The sequence below is a fragment of the Pararhodobacter aggregans genome, assembly GCF_003075525.1.
Lineage (GTDB): Bacteria > Pseudomonadota > Alphaproteobacteria > Rhodobacterales > Rhodobacteraceae > Pararhodobacter > Pararhodobacter aggregans.
In genome coordinates this window covers 145,931-166,828 of record NZ_QDDR01000003.1, presented here as the reverse complement: position 1 = coordinate 166,828, position 20,898 = coordinate 145,931, and the positions used below count along the sequence as shown (strand labels likewise).

Below are 20,898 nucleotides of genomic sequence, written 5' to 3'. Positions count from 1 at the left end.
GTCACGCCCTCTCCAGCGAGTGCAGGAAGCGGGCCATCCCGGCGCGGACCTCGGGCGCCTCGACCCGCTCGACGAAGGCGGCCAGTTCCGCCGCGAGCGAGGGCGCGGGGTCGCGGGCCAGCAGCCGCTTCACCGCCGCCATGCAGCCCGGCTCATGCGCGGCGAGGGTGGAAAGCCAGCCTGCCACCACCCCCTCCGGGTCGTCGCTGACCGCCTGCGCGAGGCCCAGCGCCTGCGCCTCAGCCGCGGTGATCCGGCCGTTCAGCAGATGCAGCGCGCGCACCCGGTCGGCGCCGATGCGGTCGGCCAGCATCCCGGTCCAGCCGCCGTCCGGGGCGAAACCCACCACCGCGTACCAGGGCTGGATGAAGGCGCCGGGGGTCATCACCACCAGATCGGCGGCCAGTACCAGCCCCAAGGCGCCGCCGGTCAGCGCGCCCTGCACCCGGGCGATGACCGGGCAGGGCAGCGCCGAAAGCCGCAGGATCGCCGCGTTCAGGGCGCCGACCGTGCGCCGGGCATAGGCGCGGCCATTGCCCGCCTCGACCTCGGCCGCGAAACGCGCCACATCCCCGCCGGTCGAGAAATGGCGCCCGGCGCCGGACAGGACCAGCGCCCGGGGGGTGCCCACATGGTCCAGCGCCGCCAGCAGATCCTCCAGCAATTCCGCGGTCAGGGCGTTCGCCCGCCCCTCGCGGTGGAGCGTCAGGCGGGCCACGCCGGCCTCCTCCTCCAGCGTCACCAGGCTCATGGCTTCAGCCCGCGTTCCAGCATGTCGAAGACCTCGTCGACGATGCGGTCCAGATCCGCCTCGCCCTCCCAGATGCCGAAGCGCTCGCCCAGGGTGATCGCCATGCCCATCAGCGCCCAGGCGCGGATCTCGGCGTCGCCCGAGCGGATCTCGCCCTCGCGCACGGCGGCGGCGAGGTTCTGGCCATAGCCCCGGGCGAAGGTGGTGTAATACTGCCGGTACGCATCGGGGGCGACGAAGCGCGCTTCCATGACGATGTTATAGAGCGTGGGGCGGGTGCCGACGAAGCCCAGGAACGCCCTGAGGCCCCGGCGTTCGGCGGTCAGGCGGTCGGGGGCGTCGGCCACGGCTTCGGCCAGATGGGCGCGGGTCAGCTTGCCCATCTCGATGACCAGTTCGCGGAAAACCTCGTCCTTCGACTGGAAATAGATATAGAACGTGCCCTGCGCGATCCCCGCCCGACGGGTGATGTCGGCGATCGAGGCGGCGGCGAAGCCGAGGTCTCCGATCACCGCCTCGGCCGCGCGGAGGATCCCCTCGCGCGTGTCCTGCCCGCGACGGGTGCGCGGACGGCTGGCGACGGGGCGGCGGGCGGCTGGGTCGGTCATCGGCACTCCTGACACCTGAATCAGTCGTCATATTGAAAGCGGCGGAAAATCTGTCAAGTCCAATCCGGGTTTGCCCGGCGGATCGCCCCTCGCCTCGCGGTCTTGCCGGAGGGGCCGCGCTGACTTTCGCGCGGCCCTGCAAGAAACCGACCAACCGGTATGGAAACTGTGCTAGGATCCTCCCGACCACGGACGGGAGGATTCGATGGACGAGCGGGTGACGGTGCTGGCGAGCACCTCGAAAGGGTTGTTCCTGATCGATTCGGATGGCGCGCGGCAGGAATGGACGGTGAGCGGCCCGTTCTGCGACGGCTGGCCGGTGAACCATGCCACCGGCGACCCGCAGACCGGCACGATCTGGGCCGCGGCGGGGGGCGAATGGCAGGGCGTGGCGGTCTGGAAATCCCCCGACCACGGCGCCAGCTGGAGCCACGCGCAGCTGTCCAACGGCAAGATGGACGAATACCTCGCCGCCGATGAGAATTTCCGCAAGATGCTGGGCCGGGGCCCCAACCCGGATGCGCCCTTCAAGGGGCAGATGAACGCGATCTGGGTGCTGTCGAAAGTGGGCGACACGCTCTATGCCGGGGCCCGCCCCGCGGCGCTCTATGCCAGCAAGGACGAGGGCGCGAGCTGGGAGAGGGTCGAGGGGCTGAGCAATCACCCCTCTGCCGACAGCTGGGAGCCGGGCGGCGCGGGGCTGGTGCTGCACACGGTGCTGGGCGAGGGCGAGAAGCTCTGGGTGGCGATCTCGGCCGCCGGGGTCTTTGCCTCGGAGGACGGGGGCGCGACCTGGGAGCGGCGTAACCGGCGCACCAATCAGGCGACGACGCCCGACCCCTTCACCGGCGAATGCGCCAAGGATGTCGGGTTCTGCGTGCACAACATGGCGCGGTCGGCCGATGGGCGGGTGATCTACATGCAGAACCACAACGGCGTGTTCCGCTCGCGCGACGAGGGGCGGTCCTGGGATGAGATCACCGAGGGGCTGCCGTCGAATTTCGGCTTCCCGGTGGCGGTGCATCCGCAGGACCCCGACACGCTCTATGTCCTGCCGCTCAGCGAATGGGGCGGGCGCACCCCGCCCGAGGGCAAGGCCACCGTCTGGCGCTCGCGGCAGGCGGGCGAGGGATGGGAGCCGATGCGGCAGGGCCTGCCGGACGGGGCCTATTTCACGGTGCTCAGGCAGGCGATGGCGACCGACAGGGCCGAAAAGGCGGGGATCTATTTCGGCACCAACTCGGGGAGCGTCTTTGCCTCGGTGGACGAGGGTGAGACCTGGTCCGAGATCGCCCGCCACCTGCCGACCGTGCTGGGGGTCGAGGTCATGCACCGGCGCTGAGGAGGATGGGTCAACCCGCGCCCAAGGGCGCGGAACGACCCATCCTACGGCTCCACGGCCCCGGCCACGCTGCGCGGACGCCGCGCCGGGCTGAGCAGGATCGCCCCCAGCACCAGCGCGCAGGCGATCCATTGCGGCGGCCCCAGCGCCTCGCCAAAGGCGAACCAGCCGATGGCGAACATCACCGGCAATTCGACGCTGCCCGCCACGGCGGTGCGGGCGGTGCCGACCACCGGCGAACAGATCGTGTAAAGCAGCTGCGGGATCAGCGCCGTTCCCAGCCCGATCCCCGCCACCATGCCCCAGCCCGCCGCATCCACCGGCAGCAGCGCCTCTACCGGCGTCGCCAGCGCCAGCGGCGCGAGGCCCAGCACCGAGCCGGCCGAGACGATGCCGATGCGAACCAGCGCCGGAACCTCGGGCAGACGGTGGACCAGCACCGCGATCCCCAGCCCGAAGCCCGCCGGGGCCGCCAGCGACATCAGCAGCGCGGGCAGGTGCTGCGGTTCGACATTGCCCGGGCCGGTGACCAGCGCCGCGGCGCCCAGGATCACCAGCGCGGCGACGATGGCGCGGGCCTGCGGCCGTTCGCCGAACAGAGCCCAGGCGAAGGCCAGCGCGAAGGCGGGATAGGTCATGTAGAGGACGCCCGCGGTCGAGACCGGCACCACCTCGACCGCGCGGACATAGGCGGCCCAGCCCAGCCCCATCAGCAGCCCCGCCGCCAGCCCCCAGGCCAGCACCCGCCCCCGGTGCCGCCAGCGCCAGGCCAGCGGCGCCAGCAGGAGCGTGGCCAGCGTGTAGCGGTAAAGCGCCACGGCGTGCGGGGCCATGCCCTGATCGGTCAGCGACCGGGCGAAGAGCGGCACGAGGCCGAAGCCGACCGAGGCGAGGATCACGCCGAGGAGCGCAAGGGTCTGATGACGGGGCATCCCCCGGGTCTATCAGCGCGCATCCGCTCCGTACAGGAGCGCGGGCGACTTAGCCTTGGGCATTCTCCAGCAGGATCGGCTGGCCATGCGGCGTGGCATGCGCGGCCTCTTCCCACCGATGCGCCAGCGCCGCGACCTCGGGCGGCAGGGCGACACCCAGACCGGCCAGCAGTTTCTCCAGCGTCACCAGCCAGGCCTCCCAATAGGGCGTCTCGCGGGCGATCTCGGCCCCCAGGGCGCGGGTCCAGTCGGGCCAGGTGAAAACGCCCGCATCGGCCAGCGCCACGGTCACGCCGAAGAGCTGCGCCTGCCAGGGGGCCTGGAACGGGGCATGGTCGGGGGGCGTGGGCTCAGGCGTGGTCAAGATACCCCTCCCAGAGGTCGGCGCTGATCGTCAGCCCGGGTTCGCTGTCGGCGCCCCAGACCTCGGCCGCGTCGAAGACGACGGTATAGAGGCGCTGCGGCGTCTCGCCCAGGCCATGGGCGTTGCTGTCGGGCAGGACGAAGCCGCCGTGGTCGGAGTCGATGACGCCCTGCTTGCCGGCCAGATAGATCGGCAGACGGGTGTGACCCCGCGGATGGGCGTTCTTCGCCCGCACCCGCTGGCCCGCAGCGAATCGCGGCGCCTTGTCCACCTGCCGGTCGCAGGGCCCGCCCCGGGCGAGGACGGCGGGCACCCGCTCGGCGCTCAGGCGGCGGGCATCGGCCGGGCCTTCGGGCGCGTGCCCCATGGCCAGTTCATCGGGCGTGACAAGGCCGTGGCGGGTGAGCAGCACCTCCAGCGCCCGGATCCAGATCTCGTAATAGCTGGCCGCGTAATAGGTGGCGGGCGGCAGGCATTCCCGCGCGTGGCGGCTTTCGTCCAGGTTCCAGCGGCCGAGCGCCCCGCAGGCCAGCACCACACCCAGCGCGCGGGCCTCCCACGGGGCGTGAAACCACGGCTCGTCGGCCTCGGGCAGGACCGGGCCGAAACCCATCTTGCCGCCAAGGTCATGCGGGCCGTTCATGCCGGAACCCGGGCGAGGCCCGTGCCGATCATGCTTTCGCGGGTGACGAGTTCGGCCAGTTGCGCGGCCGACCAGCCCTCGGTCCCCTCGGGCCGCATCGGCACGACCAGATAGCGCAGCTCGGCGGTGGAATCCCAGACGCGCAGCTTGGTGCCCTCGGGCAGGTTCAGCCCGAATTCGGCCAGCACCGCCCGCGGCTCGATCACCACGCGTGAGCGGTAGGCGGGGGATTTGTACCACACCGGCGGCAGGCCCAGCAGGCTCCACGGATAGCAGGAGCACAGCGTGCAGACGATGACATGATGCTGGTCCGGCGTGTTGAAGACGGCGCGCACATGCTCGCCCTGACGGCCGGTGAAGCCCATCGAGGCGACGGCCGCGGTGGCGTCGCGCTCCAGCCACTCGGCGAAGGCGGGATCGGTCCAGGCCCGGGCCACGACCGAGGCGCCATTCTGCGGGCCGACCTTCTCGGCATAGGTCTCGATGATCGCGTCGACCGCGGCAGTCTCGATCAGGCCCTTGCGGGTCAGGATCGTCTCCAGCGCCCGGACACGGGCATCCATCGGGTCGAGGTGGTTGTCGTGATCGTGGGGCATGGCGGCTCCTTGGTCAGCGGCCTAGGTTAGGCGAAAGGCGCGCGCGCGCAAGCCCTGCAAGGGGCTTGTGGGATGCGTGGAATCTGGCAGGCTCGCGTCAGGGGCCGCGCAAGAGGATCGACGCAATGCCCGACGTCTTCGACTTTCCCGCCGCGCTGGCGCAGGCCCAGACACCGGCCGCCGCCTGCGCCGAGCTGCTGTCCTGGTCCGAGCCGCACGGGTTCTCGATCTATGCCATCGGCGCCGCGCCGCATCCCGATGCGCCCTATCCCACGCAATTCATGGTCACCAACTGGCCGCAGGCCTGGCAGAGCGCCTATTACGACCGGCAGTTCGGCGACCGCGACCCGACGCTCAGGGCGATGAAGGCGCTGGGCCGCCCGTTCACCATCTCGGACCTGCGGGCCGGGCGCTGCGGCTTCCTGCCCGCTGCCGCCGAGCGCGAGGTGCTCGATTTCGCCGCCGGCCTCGGCTACCCCGAGGGCTTTCTGGTGCCGGTCTACCGCGCCAACGGCTACCGCGGCTTTACGGTGCTGGCCGGGAATGCGCCCGATCCCGGGCCCGCACTGCGCGCCCGGCTGCAATTCCTGCTGGAACATGCCCATGACCGGCTGCGGGTGCTGGTGGCGCAGCAACTGGACGAGAATGCCCTGCTGACCCCGCGCGAGGTGCAGATCCTGTCGCTGGCGCGGCTGGGCCAGGGCGATGCCGATATTGCTCGGCAGGCGGCGATCAGCATCCGCACCGTGCGCTTCCATTTCGACAACGCCCGCCGCAAGCTTGCGGCCCGCTCGCGGTCCGAGGCGATCGCCATCGCCGTGGAACAGCATCTTTTGCCCGTGTGACCTGTCACAAGTCACAGTTGTCTCAGCGTCAACCCGCGCTAGGCTGATCCCATTCAGAGAAACATTTCTGCAAGGTACGGGACGGTGCAACCCGCGCCGTCCCGTTTTTTCCTGTCCGTTCAGGCCGCGGCCAGCGCCGCCTCGGGCCGCCGCGGACGGCTGCGCAGCAGGATGGTGACCATCACCCCGATGTTCAGCGCGTTCCAGGCAATCCCGTTCAGGAAGGCCAGCTGATACGAGCCGCTCGCGTCATAGATCCAGCCCGACATCCAGCCGCCCAGCGCCATGCCCAGGATCGTCGCCATGATGACGAAACCGACCCGCGCCCCGGCCTCGCGCGCGGGGAGGTATTCGCGGATGATGATGGCATAGGCGGGCACGATGCCGCCCTGGCTGAGGCCGAAGATCAGGCTCACGACATAGAGCGAGGCCAGCCCGTCGAAGGGCAGGTACAGGATCAGCCCGATCATCTGCCCGATCGAGCCGATCAGCAGCGTCGGGATGCCGCCCAGCCGGTCCATGACGAAGCCCGAGACCAGCCGCGAGGCGACGCCCCCCATCAGCATGAGGCTGAGCATCTCGGCCCCCACGGCCGGGCCATAGCCGAGGTCGACGCAGAAGGCGACGATATGCACCTGCGGCATCGACATGGCGACGCAGCAGGCCACGCCCGCCAGCGCCAGAAGCCAGGTCATCATCCGTGGCGACCAGGGCACCTCGCGCAGCGCCCGGCCGGTGGCCTGGGCGGCGGCGGTCAGGCTTTCGGCGGGCAGGCGGCGGCGCAGGAACAGCGAGGCGGGGACGATCAGCAGCGGCACCAGCAGGGCCAGCAGCCAACAGACACCGCGCCAGCCGCTCTCGGCCAGGACGCCCGACAGCGCCAGCGGCCAGATCGCACCGGCCAGGTAATTGCCGCTGGCGGCGATGCCCACGGCGATCCCCCGGCGGCGGCGGAACCAGAGCGAGATATCGGCCATCAGCGGCGCGAAGAAGGCCGCCGCGCCCAGCCCGATCACCGCCTGCCCCGCGGCCAGCGTCGCCATCGAGGGGCTGATCGCCGCCAGAACGTAGCCCAGCGCCGTCAACAGCGCCGCCGCCATCAGCACCGGGATGACGCCGAACCGGTCCAGCAGCCGACCCCAGACGACATTGCCCAGCGCATAGCCGGTCATGGTCAGCGTATAGGGCAACGAGGCCGCGCCCCGCCCGCCGCCGAATTCGGCCTGCACGGCGGGCATCAGGGCGATGATCGACCACATGCCGACGCTGCCGACGGTCGAGATCGACAGCGACAGCGCAAGACGCGCCCAGGAATAGCGGGAGTCGAGGATCGGGTTCATGCCGGGCAGACTAGGGCCCGTCCGGCCTTGCTGCCAGTGAAAACTTTACAGGTTAAAGGCCCGCCAGCAGCCCGGGCAGGGCGGCCAGATCGCCCAGCACATGATGCGGCCTGCCAAAGAGCCGGTCCATCGGCGCCCCGTCACGGTTGACCCAGGCGGTGGTGAAGCCGAAGGCCGCGCCCGCGCAGGCGTCCCAGCCGTTTGAAGAGACGAACAGCACCTCCCCGGGTTCCAGCCCCAGCCCGGCGCCGACCAGTTCGTAGACCCGGTCATGCGGCTTGAAGACGCCGACGCTTTCGACCGAGTAAAGCGCCTCGAAGACGCCCTGAAGCCCGGCGGAATTGACCGCCCCCTCCAGCATCCCGGGCGAGCCGTTGGACAGGATCGCCAGCCTCTGCCCCTGTCCGGCCAGCGCGGCCAGCATGCCCGGAACCTCGGGAAAAGCCGCGAGCTGCCAGTACAGCGCCAGCAGCCGTTCGCGCAGGGCGGGATCGGTCAGCCCCGCCTTCTCCAGCGCCCAGTCGAGCCCGTCCTGCGTCACCTGCCAGAAATCGGCATGATGCCCGGCCACCGCCCTGAGCCAGGTGTATTCCAGCTGCTTGCGGCGCCAGTCGGCGGCGATCTCGGGCCAGCGGGGCGCCCAGGCTGCGGCCCCCGGTTCGCCCGCCGCGATCCGCGCCGCCGCGCCCACGTCAAAGAGCGTGCCATAGGCGTCAAACACGCAGGCCCTGATCCGGTTCTTGCTCATGCGAGGCCCCTCCCAAACCGCTCCCCGACCCGCCGCTTCTTTGCGCTGCAAATATCCTCGGGGGGTGAGCCGAAGGCGAGGGGGGCAGAAGGCCCCCCTCCTGTTTCCCGTGCCTTACTCGGCGCGCTCCAGCATCCGGCCCAGCACCCTTCCGCCCAGGATATGCACATGCAGATGCGGCACCTCCTGCACGCCGTCGTTGCCGGCGTTCGAGATGGCGCGATAGCCCGCGCCGCCTTCGCCCGGCTGCACGCCCAGCGCCGCGCAGACCTTGCCGATGGCGGTGAGGAAATCGGCCTTCTCGGCGTCCGAGGCTTCCAGCGCGAAATGGTCGAAGGTCACATAGGGCCCCTTCGGGATCACCAGCACATGATGCGGCGCCTGCGGGCGGATGTCGTGGAAGGCCAGCGAATGCTCGGTCTCCAGCAGCTTGTTGCAGGGGATCTCGCCGCGCAGGATCTTGGCAAAGATGTTATTGGTATCATAGGCATAGGCCACGGCGCTTACTCCGCTCTCATTTCATCGACGGGGATCCGGGACAGAAATTCCCGGGCAGGACGGGGGCCCAGATCGGGCAATAGGCGGGGTCGGCGTACCAGACATCGGTGGCGCCGATGGCGTGGTCGACCGCCACCCATTGACGGCCCGAGCGCTGGTAGAGCACCTGCAGGGTCGAGCCGTCCATGAACTCGGGATCGATCTCGCCCCGCCGGTATCCGGGCGTGGCGAGCAGGTCGATGGGGGCGCCGCCCGGTCGCTGGGCGGTGAGCGCGGCGAAGGCGACATCGCCCTCGACCCGCAGGTCATGGACCACGAATTCCACCGGCGCGCCCAGCACCCGTTCGGCCAGCGGGCGGGCCGCGTCCATCAGGTCGGCCCTCAGCGCCGAGCCGCGCGGCGGCTCGGTCCAGGCGCCTGCCACCGGGGCGGCGAGGGTCAGCGCCAGGGCGAGGGCGAGCTTACGCATCTTCGGCCGACCAGCCCGAGACGGCCTTGACCTCGAGGAAATCCTCGATGCCCCAGACCCCGCCTTCGCGCCCGCGCCCGGAGGCTTTCATGCCGCCGAAGGGCGAGCCGCGGCCGCGCGACTTGCCGTTCATCTCGACCATGCCCGAGCGCAGGCGCCGGGCCAGCCGGTTGCGCTTGGCGCCGTCCTGCGACTGGACGTAGTTGGTGAGCCCGTACACCGTGTCATTGGCGATGCGCAGCGCCTCCGCCTCGTCCTCGAAGGGGATGATCGACAGCACCGGGCCGAAGATCTCTTCGCGGGCGATGGTCATGTCGTTGGTGACATCGGCAAAGACCGTGGGGCGCACGAAGAAGCCGCGGTTCAGCCCGTCGGGGCGGCCGAGGCCCCCGGCGACCAGCTTGGCGCCCTCGTCGATGCCCTTCTGGATCAGGCCCTGGATCTTGTCGAATTGCGCCTGGCTGACCACCGGGCCGATATGGTTGCCCGCCTCATGGGCGCTGGCGACGCGGGTCTTTTCGGCCGTCTCGGCGGCGATTTCCACGGCGCGGTCATAGATTGAGCGTTCGACCAGCATGCGGGTCGGCGCGTTGCAGCTTTGGCCGGTGTTGTTGAAGCAATGCCGGGCGCCGCGGATCACGGCCTTTTCGTCGGCATCGGCGAAGATGATGTTCGCCCCCTTGCCGCCGAGTTCGAGGTGGATGTGCTTCAGCGTCTCGGCCGCGTTCTTGGAAATCGCGATGCCCGCGCGGGTCGACCCCGTGAAGCTGACCATGTCGACATCGGGGTGGCCCGACAGGTCCGTGCCCACCCCCGGCCCGTCGCCGTTCACCAGATTGAAGACGCCGGGCGGCACGCCAGCTTCATCGAGAATCTCGGCGAACAGCATCGACGAGAGCGGCGCGATTTCCGAGGGTTTCAGCACCATGGTGCAGCCCGCGAGCAGCGCCGGGATCACCTTGAGCGTGACCTGGTTCATCGGCCAGTTCCAGGGCGTGATGAGCGCGCAGACGCCGACCGCTTCCTTGATGATCCGGTCTTCCTGCGCCCGCTCGCTGAGCGGGGCTTCGAATTCGATCTGGTCGAAGGCGCGGAGGAAATTCTCGATATGCCAGGTGCCCGAGGTCGCCTGGCTGCTCTTCGCCATGTCGATGGGCGCGCCCATTTCCAGGCTGATCGCGGCGCCCATCTCGTCGTTGCGGCGCTTGTAGACTTCCAGAATCCGCTCGACCAGCGCCTTGCGCTCGGCGGGCGGGGTTTCCATGAAGGCAGGCAGGGCGGCGCGGGCGGCGGCCACGGCGGCGTCGCTGTCGGCGGTGCCGCCCAGCGAGATCACCGCGCAGGGCTCTTCGGTCGAGGGGTCGATGACCTCCAGATCGCGGCCCGCGACCGGGTTCACCCAGTGTCCGTTGATGTAGAAGCGGCGTTTGTCCAGCATTGGTGCGATCTCCGGTAATTTCCCGACAACCTGTCACCTGCCCCCGCAGAGGGCAAGGGGAGCCGCCCGGGCGGGTGCCCTCAGAACTCGGACCAGAGGCCGATGCGAACCGCGTCGACCCGGCCGCCCGGCGGGATCACCGCCTCGGCCACCAGACGGAAACGGTCCATCAGGCGCAGGCCGATGGCCGGGCGCAGGCGGGTGATGGCGACCTGGCGGCTGCGGAAATGGGTGGCGCCCAGCATCACCAGCCAACGGCCCCGGGCATAGCCGACCTGGCTGCTCCAGTCGGTGGCCAGTTCCGTGCCCCATGGGACGCGCGCGGCATAGAGCCGGACACCCGCCTGGGTCCAGAGGTTGCCCTCGCCCAGTGCCATGCCACGCCCGGCTTCCACGGCGACGAAGGGCTGGTAAGGGGCGATGCTGTGGGGCACGTAGCGCAGCCCCGAGGTCACGCCGAAAGCCAGCCCCTGCGGCAGGTCCAGCGGGTGCCAGCGCAAGAAGAGATCGGCGTAATCCACGCGCCAGCTTGTCGAGAGCGCCGCGCCGATGGTCAGCCGCGGGCGCAGGCCGTATTCGGCGTAATATTCGGTCTGCTGCGGGCGCCAGCCGTTCGCCGCGCCCAGTGTGGAGGTTGTGGACAGGAAGAAGCGGCCCTGTTCGCGCGGCCAGGGTCCGGCCCGGGCCGGACCCCCGGCGCCGATCGAGAGCGCAAGCACCAGCGCCAGAAGAACCCGGAAACGCACCATGGCCTTTCCCCACGACAACAAGCCTCTCTTGTCGCCCACTGATGGTTAACGAAAGGTGAATCCACGACGCGGCGGGCTGGCAGGCGGCCTCTGGCCCGGCCGGAAGATTCCCGTTGACGCCGGGGCCGGGCTGCGTGACGGAATGTCGCCATCGGCGGAAATCGCCGGATGGGGGCTTCTCTTTGCCGGGAGGACCCTTATCTCGAATTCAAGCATTCACTGAAGGGAATGATCCATGAGCCTGCGCATCAATGACATCGCCCCCGATTTCACCGCGGAATCGACCCAGGGCACGATCAAATGGCACGAATACATCGGCGACAATTACGCCGTTCTCTTCAGCCATCCCAAGGATTTCACCCCGGTCTGCACCACCGAATTCTCGGCCGCGGCCAAGCTGACGGGCGAATTCGCCAAGCGCGGCTGCAAGCTGGCCGGTGTCTCGATCGACGGGGTCGAGGATCACCACAAGTGGATGGCAGACGTGAAGACCTATGGCGGCGCCGAGATGACCTTCCCGATCATCGCCGACAAGGGGCTCAATGTCGCCAAGCTCTATGACATGCTCCCGGCCGAGGCCTATCTGCCCGATGGCCGCACCGCCAATGACACCGCCACCGTGCGCACCACCTTCATCATCGGGCCGGACAAGAAGATCCGCCTGATGCTGATCTATCCCATGTCGGTGGGCCGCAACTTCGACGAGATCCTGCGCGCGCTGGACGCCATCCGCCAGACCGATGGCAAGCCCTTTGCCACCCCGGCGGACTGGCAGCCGGGCGACGACGTGATCGTGGCGCTGTCGGTCTCGACCGAGGATGCGCAGGCGCGTTTCGGCAAGCTGGACATCCCGCTGCCCTATCTGCGCAAGACCAAGGCGCCGGTCTGATCCAGCCCTGCACCGCTATCACCCGCGCCGGTCCCCCCGGCGCGGGTTTTCCTTTGCCGGGGGCGTGGCGGGATGATCCTGCCCCCAGATGCGCCCGGCGTCCCGCGCCAGGGTCCGCGCCTCGGCCCGGTCCAGCCGCGCGCGGGCCTCGGCCGGGTCGCCGGTCTCGGCCAGCGCCCGGGTCCAGAGCTTCAGCGCCGAGCGCGGGCTCCAGGGCAGGGCGGCGGCGCAGAGCCAGGCGCGCAGCGGTGGCGGCAGCGCGTCATGCGCCCGCATCGAGCCCGCCCGCCGCCGCAAGCCGCTGCGCAGGTTAGGCATCGCCCTTGCCCCAGCGCGGGAACGGGTCGGGCAGGCCCAGCGCATCGCCCGGCTCCTGCGCGCCCGAGACCAGTGCCGCGTCCAGCGCGCCGCGAATCGCCCCCTCGTCCATCCCGGCGCCGATGAAGACCAGTTCCTGCCGCCGGTCGCCCCAGGGCTCGACCCAATGCTCGGCCATCTCGGCCCGCATCCGCGGATCGTCGGGCCAGCGCTCGTGCGGGACGGCGGCCCACCACATGCCCAGCGGCGTGACCGAGGACAGCGCGCCCGCCAGGCTGAACTCGGCGACCCAGGCCGGGCGCGTGGCGATCCAGAAATGCCCCTTGGCGCGGATCACCCCGGGCAGCGGGCCGTTCAGCACCGCATGCAGCCGCTGCGGGTGAAAGGGCGCCCGGGCGCGGTAGACGAAACTGGCGATGCCGTATTCCTCGGTCTCGGGCACGTGCTGGGCGAAACCGTAAAGCTCCTTGGCCCAGAGCGGATGCTCCTGCGCCCGGTCGAAATCGAAACGCCCGGTGGCGAGGACCTCGGCCGCCGGAACCTGCGCCCGGTCGGTTTCGATCAACCGCGCGTCGGGGTTCAGCGCCTTCACGATCTTGCGCGCGGCATCCAGCCGCGCGGGCCCCGCATCCGTCACCTTGTTCAGCACGATCACATCGGCGAATTCGATCTGCTCGGTCAAGAGCTGCACCAGATGCCGCTCGTCGCCCTCGCCCGAGGTCTCGCCCCGGTCGGCCAGCGCGTCATGGCTGGCGAAATCGCCCGGCAGGTTCACCGCATCGACCACCGTCACCATCGTGTCCAGCCGCGCCACATCGTCCAGCGCCTGCCCCGCCTCATCGCGGAAGGCGAAGGTGGCGGCGACCGGCAGGGGCTCGCTGATGCCGGTCGATTCGATGAGCAGATGGTCGAAGCGGCCTTCCTCGGCCAGCGCCCGGACCTCGGCCAGCAGATCGCCGCGCAGGGTGCAGCAGATGCAGCCGTTCGACATCTCGACCATCCGCTCCTCGCCGTGCCGCAGGTCGACCCCGGCGGCGATCAGGTCGGCGTCGATGTTCACCTCGGACATGTCGTTGACGATGACCGCCACGCGCAGCCCGTCGCGGTTGTTCAGGACATGGTTCAGGAGCGTGGTCTTGCCGGCGCCGAGGAAGCCCGAGAGGATCGTCACGGGCAGGCGGGGATCGGGGGACATGCGGGGCCTCATTGGATATGTGATAACATAACAATACGGGGCCGGGCGACGGAAGGCAACGGGCGCCGTCGCGCCGATGTGTTTACCCGTGAGCAACTTCCCTGCTGCGGCATGGCAGGGGCTGCGCTATCTAATCGGCATGAACCGACGCACCCTTCTTGCCTCGCTGGCCCTCGCCGGCCTCGCCCTTGCCAAGCCGGCCCTCGCCGCGCCGATCTCGCTGGCCGAGATCTCGCGCTATTTCAACTCGTTCCGCACGGCGCAGTCGGATTTCACCCAGGTGAACCCCGATGGCTCCATCTCGACCGGGCGACTGATGATCCACCGCCCCGGGCGGGTGCGCTTCGAATACGATGCGCCCGACCGCTCGCTGGTGCTGGCCTCGAACGGGGCGGTGAACATCTTCGACGCGCGTTCGAATGCCGGGCCCTCGACCTATCCGCTGTCGCGCACGCCGCTGAACCTGATCCTCGACGACACCGTCAACCTGGAGCGCGACCGCATGGTCGTGCAGCACGCTGAGGACGGGCCGACCACCGTGGTCGTGGCCCAGGATCCGGCGCATCCGGAATACGGCAGCATCCGGCTGGTGTTCAGCGCCAACCCGACCGAGCTCAGGCAATGGGTCATCACCGATGACACCGGGCGCGAGACGACGGTGATTCTGGGCACGCTCAGGACCGGCGTCTCGCTCGGCTCGCTGCTCTTCAGCCTCGATGCCGAGCTTCAGCGCCGGGGCCTGACCCAGGGCCGCTAACGCCGCCCGCAGGCCCTCAGCTGGGTATCGTACATCACCGCGCGGTCGGCCACCCGGTCGGCCACGCGCAGAAGCCAGGCCTGGTTCTGATAGCTGCCGCGGGCATAGCCCGTATGCCCCTCGTGATAGGCAAGGTAGAGGTTGCGCGCATCGGTCGGCGGGATGCCGTTGCGCTGCGCCGAGAGCGACGAGTACCAGCCGATGAAATCGGTCGCATCGCGGATGTCATCGCGCGAGGCGCGGCGGTTGCGGGTGTCACTCTGGTATTCCTCCCAGGTGCCGTCCAGCGCCTGGCTATAGCCATAGGCCGAGGATTGCCGCCCCATCGGAATGACACCCAGCGCGTAGCGGTGCGGGGTGCGGGCATCGCCGCGGAAGCGGCTTTCGGCATGGATGATCGCCATCTGCACCGGCACCGGCACGTCCCAGCGGCGTTCGGTGTCGCGCATGGCGCGCAGATAGGCCGGGCGCTCGTCTGCCAGCGCGCAGGCGTCATCCAGATTGCGGGGAGGGGCATGGTCGCGCCCGCCGCAGGCGGCCAGGACCGACAATGCCAGAACCGCCGCCGCAAGGCGGGGAACGCTGCTCATGATACTGCCTCGATCTTTTTTTCCCTTGGTAGCGCATTTCGGTGCGTTTTGAAACGATCTTGCAGGGAAAATGCCGTAACGAGGACGTGTCCGGCCGTGATCGGGGGGCGATCGGGTTTCGGCGCCACAATCTTGCCGCAATTGCGCCACTGTTGGGACAGGATTCACAGACTGTTTCCCCGCCATCCCGCGGAGCCGTATGGACGTTAACCGCCGACTCACGCTAGATGGTCGGCGTGAAGGACCGTTCCATGCTCAAGACACACGCGAAATTCCGGCTCGGCCAGGTGGTCCGCCACCGTAAGCACCCGTTCCGCGGCGTGGTTTTCGATGTGGACGCGATCTTCGCCAATACGCAGGAATGGTACGATGCGATCCCCGAGGACAGCCGTCCCGCCAAGGATCAGCCTTTCTACCACCTGCTGGCCGAGAACGATAACAGTTATTACGTGGCCTATGTCTCGGAACAGAATCTGGTGGCGGACGATACGGGCGAGCCGATCGACCACCCCGATCTGCCGGATCTGTTCGGCGATTTCGAGAACGGCTTCTATCCGCTGCAGGCGCAGCTGAACTGAATTCCTGAGATGCTCGGGCGGCCCGGCGAAGGGCTGCACGCGGCAGGCCGGTGTCGCGCCGGGGCATCGCCGTTGCCTCGGGCCGCGGCGTTGCAGGCGGTTCCCGATGGGGCAGACTGCGCGGTGGCCGGTGCCGGTCCCGGCCGGGCGCAGGATGCGTTGGCGCCGGTCGGAGAGCGTCGCGTGCCGACATCGGGCCGACCCGGCGCCGACGGATCGACGTTCACCGGGCGCATGCGGATGGCGTCCATGCGGACTGGGCGAACGGACGCCTGGCGAGCGCAGTCGGACCGAAACGCCCTTCCCGCGTCGGTCGGGCAGGTCTCGGCCGAGCCGGTCGGGATCGCGCCTCGCGGTCGGGGCGGGCGATCACCGGACAGGCGCAGGGTCCGCCCGTTCAGGCGCCGAGGGCCGGGGCCCGCGTGCGAGCGGACCTTGCGTCAGACCGGCCACCGTTGACGGAGCCGCTCCTGGTCGCGCCTCTGTCAACGGGGCAGGGGCACGCCCGCGCGAGCGCAAGGCCAGCCTCCGCCGATTGGGCGGGTGGCATGGGGCGGCATCCTTGCGGGTTTCCTGTCGTCCGTGTCCCGACCGGGGACTTGACGGTCGCTGTTGCGATGGTGGGGAGAGTGCTCCCCGGGTGAGCACATGCTGTTCCGGCGCGGATTGGGCGGGTGGCATGGGGCGCCGTCCTTGCGGGTGGCCCTGTCGACCGTATCCCGTCCGGGCTGCTCGACGGTCACTGTTGCGATAGTGGGGAGAGCGCCCCCCGGGTGAGCGCACGCTGTTCCGGCGCCGACTGGGCGGGTGGCGCGGGGCGCCGTCCCTGCGGCTGTGCCCGTCGTCCGTGTCCCGCCCAGGCACTTGACGGCCGCTGTTGTGGTGGCGGGGAGAGTGTCGGCCGGGTGAGAGTACGCTGCTCCGGCGCGGATTGGGCGGGTGGCATGGGGCGCCGTCCTTGCGGGTGGCCCTGTCGCTCTTGTCCCGACCGGGCGCGTGACGGTCACTGTTGCGACGGTGGGGAGAGTGTCGGCCGGGTGAGCGCACGCGGTTCCGGCGCCGACTGGGCGGGTGGCGCGGTGCGCCGTCCTTGCGGGTGGCCCTGTCGCCCTTGTCCCGACCGGGCGCTTGACGGCCACTGTTGCGGTGGTGGGGAGAGTGCCTCCGGGTGCGCGCGCGCCGTTCCGGCGCCTGGTGGGCGGGTGGTATCGGGCGACGTCCTTGGTGGTGGCCCTGTCGCCCTTGTCCCGACCGGGCGCTTGACGGTCGCTGTTGTGGTGGCGGGGAGAGTGTCGGCCGGGTGAAAGCACGCAGCCCCGGCGCGGATTGGGCGGGTGGCATGGGGCGCCGTCCTTGGGGGTGGCCCTGTCGCCCGTGTCCCGTCCGGGCGCGTGACGGCCGCTGTTGCGGTGGTGGGGAGAGTGCCTCCGGGTGCGCGCGCGCCGTTCCGGCGCCTGGTGGGCGGGTGGAAGCGGGCGACGTCCCTGCGGCTGGGCAAATGGCCGAAGGCCGATGTCAGCGCGTGCCTCCGACAGCCGGGCCAGAGCAGGCGGGGTCAGTGCAAGCGGGCTTGTGCGTCAGCCAGGCTGCGTTTCGTCAGAATTTTCGCGGGGTGCGGTCGTGGGCTCTGAGGAACCCGGCCTCGACCTGCAGCGGCCGACCCGACCATCGCTGACGCAAGGCGGGGATTTGGCCGTCTTGTGGGCCTGCCGTCTGGTCTTGGCCTCGGTCACCCCGGGGAGAGCGTGCCCTCAGCGGGTTTTCTTCTCAAGCGCCGCATCGCCGGATCGCCGGCCCTTGCCGCTGGCGGGGGGGTCGGGCGGAGCGGAGCGCGCCAGCCCGACCAAGTTCGTCCAGCCCAACGTCAATCCGCCCAAGGGATGCGCAGACTGAGCCGGTTCCAGTCGCCGTCCTTGGCGTAACGCAGATCGGTGGTCAGGCAGCGGATGATGTGCCAGCCGAACCCGCCCTCAGGCAGGTGATCGGGCGGGGCGATCAGCGGCAGTTCCGGGTCCGGCACCACGCCCGCGGGCAGCGAGCGGCCCTGATCGGAAATGGTGCAGCCCAGACCCGCGCGCTGCAGCTCGACCCGCAGCTCGACCGGGCCCGGTGCCTTGCTGTAGGCGTGTTCGGCGATGTTGTTCAGGACTTCGGCCAGAACCAGCTCGGCGTTCGACAGGTCGTCCGGCGTGAGCCCGGCACGGGACAGGTCGGCCACCAGATCGGCCAGCACTGCGCGGGTGGTCTTGTCCGCGGCCAGGAAGCCACGGTCGAAAAGGGGGCGGGGATTGCCTGCGTCGCCCCTGTCATGTCCGGCCGCCGTCCGGGGCCGGGAGGGGGCGCCAACGGAGGAATCTGACATGCTCACAGCGCGGCCCGACATTGTTTCATCCTCTCCCCTGCAGTCAGCCGGTGGCCCGCAACGCGCCGGGGAGTTCCGAGTGGATGGTAAAGACGCTGTCCATGCGCGTCAGGCGGAAGACCTTGGCGACAGGCGGGGTCAGGCCCGACAATTCCAGCCGACGCTCGGCGCCCAGAAGCTTCATGACCGCCACCACGGCGCCCAGCCCGCTGCTGTCGAGGAAAGTGACGTTGGACAGGTCCAGAATGACGGGATTGCCCGGCGACTCGGCTTCCGTGCGCACGGCCTCCTTGAATTCGATCGCCACGGCGGCGTCGATCCGGCTGTCCATGACGGTGACGACCAGCGCCTGACCGACCCGTGACGTGGCGATGTCCACTCCATCCTCCGCAATTGTCTTGTTCATCGAACAGCCTAGGCGCTAAACGTTACCGAAAGGTTTACGTGCGAAGGGAGAGCCCGATGGCCGAGGTCGTCATCATTGGTGCCGCGCGCACCCCGATGGGTGGTTTCCAGGGTATTTTCAAGGGGATGCCAGCGGCGGAACTGGGCGGCGCGGCAATCGCCGCGGCGCTGGAGAGCGCGGGCACCCCGCCCGAACGGGTCGAGGAATTGTTAATGGGCTGCGTTCTGCCCGCCGGTCAGGGGCAGGCACCCGCGCGGCAGGCCGGGTTCAAGGCGGGTCTCGGCCCCGAAGTGCCGGCGACGACGCTGAACAAGATGTGCGGCTCGGGGATGAAGGCGGCGATGATCGCCCATGACCAGATCGCGCTGGGCCAGACCGGGCTGATGGTCGCGGGCGGCATGGAAAGTATGACCGAAGCGCCGTATCTCTTGCCGAAGATGCGGGCGGGCGCGCGGATCGGCCACCAGCAGGTGATCGACCACATGTTCCTCGACGGGCTGGAAGACGCCTATGACCGGGGCCGCCTCATGGGCACCTTCGCCGAGGATTGCGCCGGGCATTTCCAGTTCACCCGCGAGGCGCAGGACGATTACGCGCTGACCTCGCTGACCAACGCCCTGTCGGCGCAGGCCGACGGCGCCTTCGACGGAGAGATCGCGGCGGTCACGCTGCACACGCCGAAGGGCGAGGTGACGATCACGGCCGATGAGCAGCCCGCCAATGCCCGGCCCGAGAAGATCCCGACGCTGAAACCTGCCTTCCGCAAGGACGGGACGGTGACGGCGGCGAATTCCTCCTCGATCTCGGACGGAGCGGCGGCGCTGGTTCTGGCGTCCCGCGCGCTGGCCGAGGAGACGAGCGCGCCGATCCGCGCCATCGTCCGCGGTCACGCCAGCCACGCCCAGGCGCCGGGCTGGTTCACCACCGCTCCGGTTCCGGCCGCCCGCAAGCTGCTGGACCGGCTGGGCTGGTCGGTCGCGGATGTGGACCTGTGGGAGGTCAACGAGGCCTTCGCCGTGGTGCCCATGGCCTTCATGCGCGAAATGGGGATCCCGCGCGAGAAGATGAACGTGAACGGCGGCGCCTGCGCGCTGGGCCATCCGATCGGCGCCTCGGGCGCGCGGATCATCGTGACGCTGCTGCACGCGCTGGAGAACCGGGGCCTGAAACGGGGAATCGCGGCGATCTGCATCGGCGGGGGCGAGGGCACGGCCATCGCCATCGAACGGCCCTGAGGGCCGGGGCCGCGCCTCGAAACATTTCGACGCGCGCCGGGGAGGGCGCGCGTCGTGAGGGTAACGCTAACGATGTCGCTGGGATCAGCGTTCGTCGCTGAGGCTGCGACGGTCATTGGTCGACGGGTTGCGGGTCGGATCGGCGAAGTTGCTGACGACAACCAGATCGTTGGCGTTCAGGCCGGCGACGTTCAGGTCGCGCGACGAATAGACGTCACCGGCGCGAACTTCGAGTTGCGCGGGGGCCTGGACTTCGAGGACGTCCGAGGCGTTCAGGCCGGCAACCGCCAGGTCACGGGCCGAATAGACGTTGCCGGCACGGAGGGTGTGGGCGGACGAGGTCGCAGCGACGGTCGACGGGGTCACGATGCCAGCGCCATTGACGTCGGCTGCATGGGCAGCGACGGCGCCCAGAGCGGCGAAAGCGGCGACGGCGGCGGTGGTGATAACGCGGTTCATGTCAGTTCTCTAACTTTTCTGTCTTTGGTTCTTGTGATCGTTTCCGGTCACGAGATGGAGGTAGGTCTCCGGTGCCGCGTCATCAATCCGTAACACATATGCCCAAATTGACCGCAGACTGTGCAAAAATGCGGGTAAAAAATCGCGTGAGGGGCCTTGAACCCTTAACATGCGTAACGTTCTTGGCGGTTTTGTAACGATGCCGTAACGGCACCCGCCGGGTGCGGCCGCTGCGACCGGGCGGGGCGTCATGCCTGACGTCGGGGCAGATGCGCGGGGTGCTGCCTTGGCCGCCGAAAAATCTCAGCCTGGGACTTGCGACATGTCGGCCGAAATCAGCCAGCCTTCCGCCGCGCGGGTGAAATAGAGAAGCGACCGGCCCCGGATCGACTGCGGCGCGGCGCCCTGCGGCCGGATCGTCGCCTCCCACAGGATGACCATCGCCGCGCGGTCGCTGCCGGTGTCGGTGCGGGCCTGCAGGATGGCCAGCGCGGCATAGCCGCCGGCGAAATTGCGCGCCCATGCCTGGCCGATCGCCTCGCGTCCGGCGATGACGGGTTGCGAGGCGACGAGGACGATCGCTTCGGGCGCATAGAGCGCGGCGACAGCGGCGGCGTCCCGCGCGGCGACGGCGGCGACCATGCGGTCGGCTGCTTCGCGCGGGGTGGCGACCTGCGCCGCGGCGGGGGTCAGGGACAGGAGGAAGGCGAGGACGACGGTCAGGGAGCGCAGGGCGTGCATGAAAGAACCTCGTTGGGATGAGCGATCAGTCTACGCCCGCCCTGG

25 protein-coding genes are annotated in these 20,898 nt (G+C 69.5%); 6 read left to right on the top strand and 19 right to left on the bottom strand.

Going from position 1 to position 20,898, the window contains the following annotated elements:
- Position 1: 1 nt before the first annotated feature.
- A complete protein-coding gene (locus DDE23_RS07805; RefSeq protein WP_107751410.1) occupies positions 2 to 751 on the bottom strand; it encodes an enoyl-CoA hydratase/isomerase family protein in 750 nt (249 codons plus the stop codon).
- Positions 748 to 1,359 carry a TetR/AcrR family transcriptional regulator gene (locus DDE23_RS07800; protein ID WP_107751409.1) on the bottom strand — a complete coding sequence of 204 codons (612 nt, stop codon included), beginning with the start codon at positions 1,357 to 1,359 and terminating at the stop codon, positions 748 to 750. The genes DDE23_RS07805 and DDE23_RS07800 overlap by 4 nt, the downstream gene beginning before the upstream one ends.
- A gap of 205 nt (positions 1,360 to 1,564) precedes the next feature.
- Between DDE23_RS07800 and DDE23_RS07795 the strand changes: the two genes are divergently transcribed.
- Positions 1,565 to 2,701 (top strand): WD40/YVTN/BNR-like repeat-containing protein, encoded by a 1,137-nt coding sequence (locus tag DDE23_RS07795; RefSeq protein WP_107751408.1) that lies wholly within the window; start codon positions 1,565 to 1,567, stop codon positions 2,699 to 2,701.
- 44 nt (positions 2,702 to 2,745) lie between these two features.
- Here DDE23_RS07795 and DDE23_RS25705 read toward each other — a convergent pair whose 3' ends face one another.
- From DDE23_RS25705 to nthA, 4 genes are read right to left on the bottom strand one after another with little or no spacing between them, the layout of a single operon-like run.
- A complete protein-coding gene (locus DDE23_RS25705) occupies positions 2,746 to 3,633 on the bottom strand; it encodes a DMT family transporter (RefSeq protein WP_107751407.1) in 888 nt (295 codons plus the stop codon).
- Positions 3,634 to 3,682: 49 nt separating this feature from the next.
- Complete coding sequence (locus DDE23_RS07785) at positions 3,683 to 3,997, bottom strand: nitrile hydratase accessory protein (RefSeq protein ID WP_202863231.1); 315 nt, start codon at positions 3,995 to 3,997, stop codon at positions 3,683 to 3,685.
- Positions 3,984 to 4,640, bottom strand: a complete 657-nt coding sequence (nthB, locus tag DDE23_RS07780) for a nitrile hydratase subunit beta (RefSeq protein ID WP_107751405.1) — start codon at positions 4,638 to 4,640, stop codon at positions 3,984 to 3,986. The genes DDE23_RS07785 and nthB overlap by 14 nt, the downstream gene beginning before the upstream one ends.
- A complete protein-coding gene (gene nthA / locus DDE23_RS07775; protein ID WP_107751404.1) occupies positions 4,637 to 5,236 on the bottom strand; it encodes a nitrile hydratase subunit alpha in 600 nt (199 codons plus the stop codon). The genes nthB and nthA overlap by 4 nt, the downstream gene beginning before the upstream one ends.
- A 125-nt stretch (positions 5,237 to 5,361) precedes the next feature.
- Here nthA and DDE23_RS07770 point away from each other — a divergent pair, with 125 nt between their 5' ends.
- Complete coding sequence (locus tag DDE23_RS07770; protein WP_107751403.1) at positions 5,362 to 6,081, top strand: helix-turn-helix transcriptional regulator; 720 nt, start codon at positions 5,362 to 5,364, stop codon at positions 6,079 to 6,081.
- 119 nt (positions 6,082 to 6,200) lie between these two features.
- Here DDE23_RS07770 and DDE23_RS07765 read toward each other — a convergent pair whose 3' ends face one another.
- From DDE23_RS07765 to DDE23_RS07740, 6 genes are all read right to left on the bottom strand, one after another.
- A complete protein-coding gene (locus DDE23_RS07765) occupies positions 6,201 to 7,421 on the bottom strand; it encodes an MFS transporter (protein WP_107751402.1) in 1,221 nt (406 codons plus the stop codon).
- Positions 7,422 to 7,473: 52 nt separating this feature from the next.
- Entirely contained in the window at positions 7,474 to 8,169 is a 696-nt protein-coding gene (locus tag DDE23_RS07760; RefSeq protein WP_107751401.1) for a haloacid dehalogenase type II, read from the bottom strand.
- Between the two features lie 114 nt (positions 8,170 to 8,283).
- Positions 8,284 to 8,667: a histidine triad nucleotide-binding protein gene (locus DDE23_RS07755; protein WP_107751400.1), complete on the bottom strand. Its 384-nt coding sequence runs from the start codon at positions 8,665 to 8,667 to the stop codon at positions 8,284 to 8,286.
- Between the two features lie 16 nt (positions 8,668 to 8,683).
- The gene (locus tag DDE23_RS07750; protein WP_107751399.1) at positions 8,684 to 9,136 is read right to left on the bottom strand and encodes a hypothetical protein; all 453 of its coding nucleotides are present in this window, start codon (positions 9,134 to 9,136) and stop codon (positions 8,684 to 8,686) included.
- Positions 9,129 to 10,574: an aldehyde dehydrogenase family protein gene (locus DDE23_RS07745; RefSeq protein ID WP_107751398.1), complete on the bottom strand. Its 1,446-nt coding sequence runs from the start codon at positions 10,572 to 10,574 to the stop codon at positions 9,129 to 9,131. The genes DDE23_RS07750 and DDE23_RS07745 overlap by 8 nt, the downstream gene beginning before the upstream one ends.
- Before the next feature lie 80 nt (positions 10,575 to 10,654).
- Positions 10,655 to 11,323 (bottom strand): hypothetical protein, encoded by a 669-nt coding sequence (locus DDE23_RS07740; protein ID WP_107751397.1) that lies wholly within the window; start codon positions 11,321 to 11,323, stop codon positions 10,655 to 10,657.
- A gap of 235 nt (positions 11,324 to 11,558) precedes the next feature.
- Between DDE23_RS07740 and DDE23_RS07735 the strand changes: the two genes are divergently transcribed.
- Entirely contained in the window at positions 11,559 to 12,212 is a 654-nt protein-coding gene (locus DDE23_RS07735; RefSeq protein WP_107751396.1) for a peroxiredoxin, read from the top strand.
- Between the two features lie 18 nt (positions 12,213 to 12,230).
- On the opposite strand, the gene DDE23_RS07730 is transcribed toward DDE23_RS07735, so the two are convergent.
- Entirely contained in the window at positions 12,231 to 12,530 is a 300-nt protein-coding gene (locus tag DDE23_RS07730; RefSeq protein ID WP_107751395.1) for a DUF6525 family protein, read from the bottom strand.
- The gene (locus tag DDE23_RS07725) at positions 12,523 to 13,725 is read right to left on the bottom strand and encodes a GTP-binding protein (RefSeq protein WP_238149927.1); all 1,203 of its coding nucleotides are present in this window, start codon (positions 13,723 to 13,725) and stop codon (positions 12,523 to 12,525) included. Before DDE23_RS07725 ends, DDE23_RS07730 begins: the two co-directional genes overlap by 8 nt.
- A 139-nt stretch (positions 13,726 to 13,864) precedes the next feature.
- Here DDE23_RS07725 and DDE23_RS07720 point away from each other — a divergent pair, with 139 nt between their 5' ends.
- Positions 13,865 to 14,482, top strand: a complete 618-nt coding sequence (locus DDE23_RS07720; protein ID WP_107751393.1) for a LolA family protein — start codon at positions 13,865 to 13,867, stop codon at positions 14,480 to 14,482.
- Here the strand turns inward: DDE23_RS07720 and DDE23_RS07715 are convergent.
- Complete coding sequence (locus DDE23_RS07715) at positions 14,479 to 15,072, bottom strand: transglycosylase SLT domain-containing protein (RefSeq protein WP_107751392.1); 594 nt, start codon at positions 15,070 to 15,072, stop codon at positions 14,479 to 14,481. The genes DDE23_RS07720 and DDE23_RS07715 overlap by 4 nt on opposite strands.
- Positions 15,073 to 15,323: 251 nt before the next feature.
- Between DDE23_RS07715 and hspQ the strand changes: the two genes are divergently transcribed.
- Complete coding sequence (hspQ, locus tag DDE23_RS07710) at positions 15,324 to 15,650, top strand: heat shock protein HspQ (protein WP_107751391.1); 327 nt, start codon at positions 15,324 to 15,326, stop codon at positions 15,648 to 15,650.
- A gap of 1,864 nt (positions 15,651 to 17,514) precedes the next feature.
- Here hspQ and DDE23_RS07705 read toward each other — a convergent pair.
- Both DDE23_RS07705 and DDE23_RS07700 read right to left on the bottom strand, forming a co-directional pair.
- A complete protein-coding gene (locus DDE23_RS07705; RefSeq protein ID WP_157957985.1) occupies positions 17,515 to 18,012 on the bottom strand; it encodes an ATP-binding protein in 498 nt (165 codons plus the stop codon).
- 43 nt (positions 18,013 to 18,055) lie between these two features.
- Positions 18,056 to 18,391, bottom strand: coding sequence for an STAS domain-containing protein (locus DDE23_RS07700; protein ID WP_107751389.1), 336 nt, complete (start codon positions 18,389 to 18,391; stop codon positions 18,056 to 18,058).
- Between the two features lie 83 nt (positions 18,392 to 18,474).
- Here DDE23_RS07700 and DDE23_RS07695 point away from each other — a divergent pair, with 83 nt between their 5' ends.
- A complete protein-coding gene (locus DDE23_RS07695) occupies positions 18,475 to 19,653 on the top strand; it encodes a thiolase family protein (RefSeq protein WP_107751388.1) in 1,179 nt (392 codons plus the stop codon).
- Positions 19,654 to 19,737: 84 nt separating this feature from the next.
- Here the strand turns inward: DDE23_RS07695 and DDE23_RS07690 are convergent, their stop codons facing one another.
- Both DDE23_RS07690 and DDE23_RS07685 read right to left on the bottom strand, forming a co-directional pair.
- On the bottom strand, positions 19,738 to 20,112 hold the full coding sequence (locus DDE23_RS07690; RefSeq protein WP_107751387.1) for a hypothetical protein: 375 nt from the start codon (positions 20,110 to 20,112) through the stop codon (positions 19,738 to 19,740).
- Positions 20,113 to 20,415: 303 nt separating this feature from the next.
- Positions 20,416 to 20,853 (bottom strand): SgcJ/EcaC family oxidoreductase, encoded by a 438-nt coding sequence (locus DDE23_RS07685; RefSeq protein ID WP_107751386.1) that lies wholly within the window; start codon positions 20,851 to 20,853, stop codon positions 20,416 to 20,418.
- Between the last annotated feature and the right edge of the window lie 45 nt (positions 20,854 to 20,898).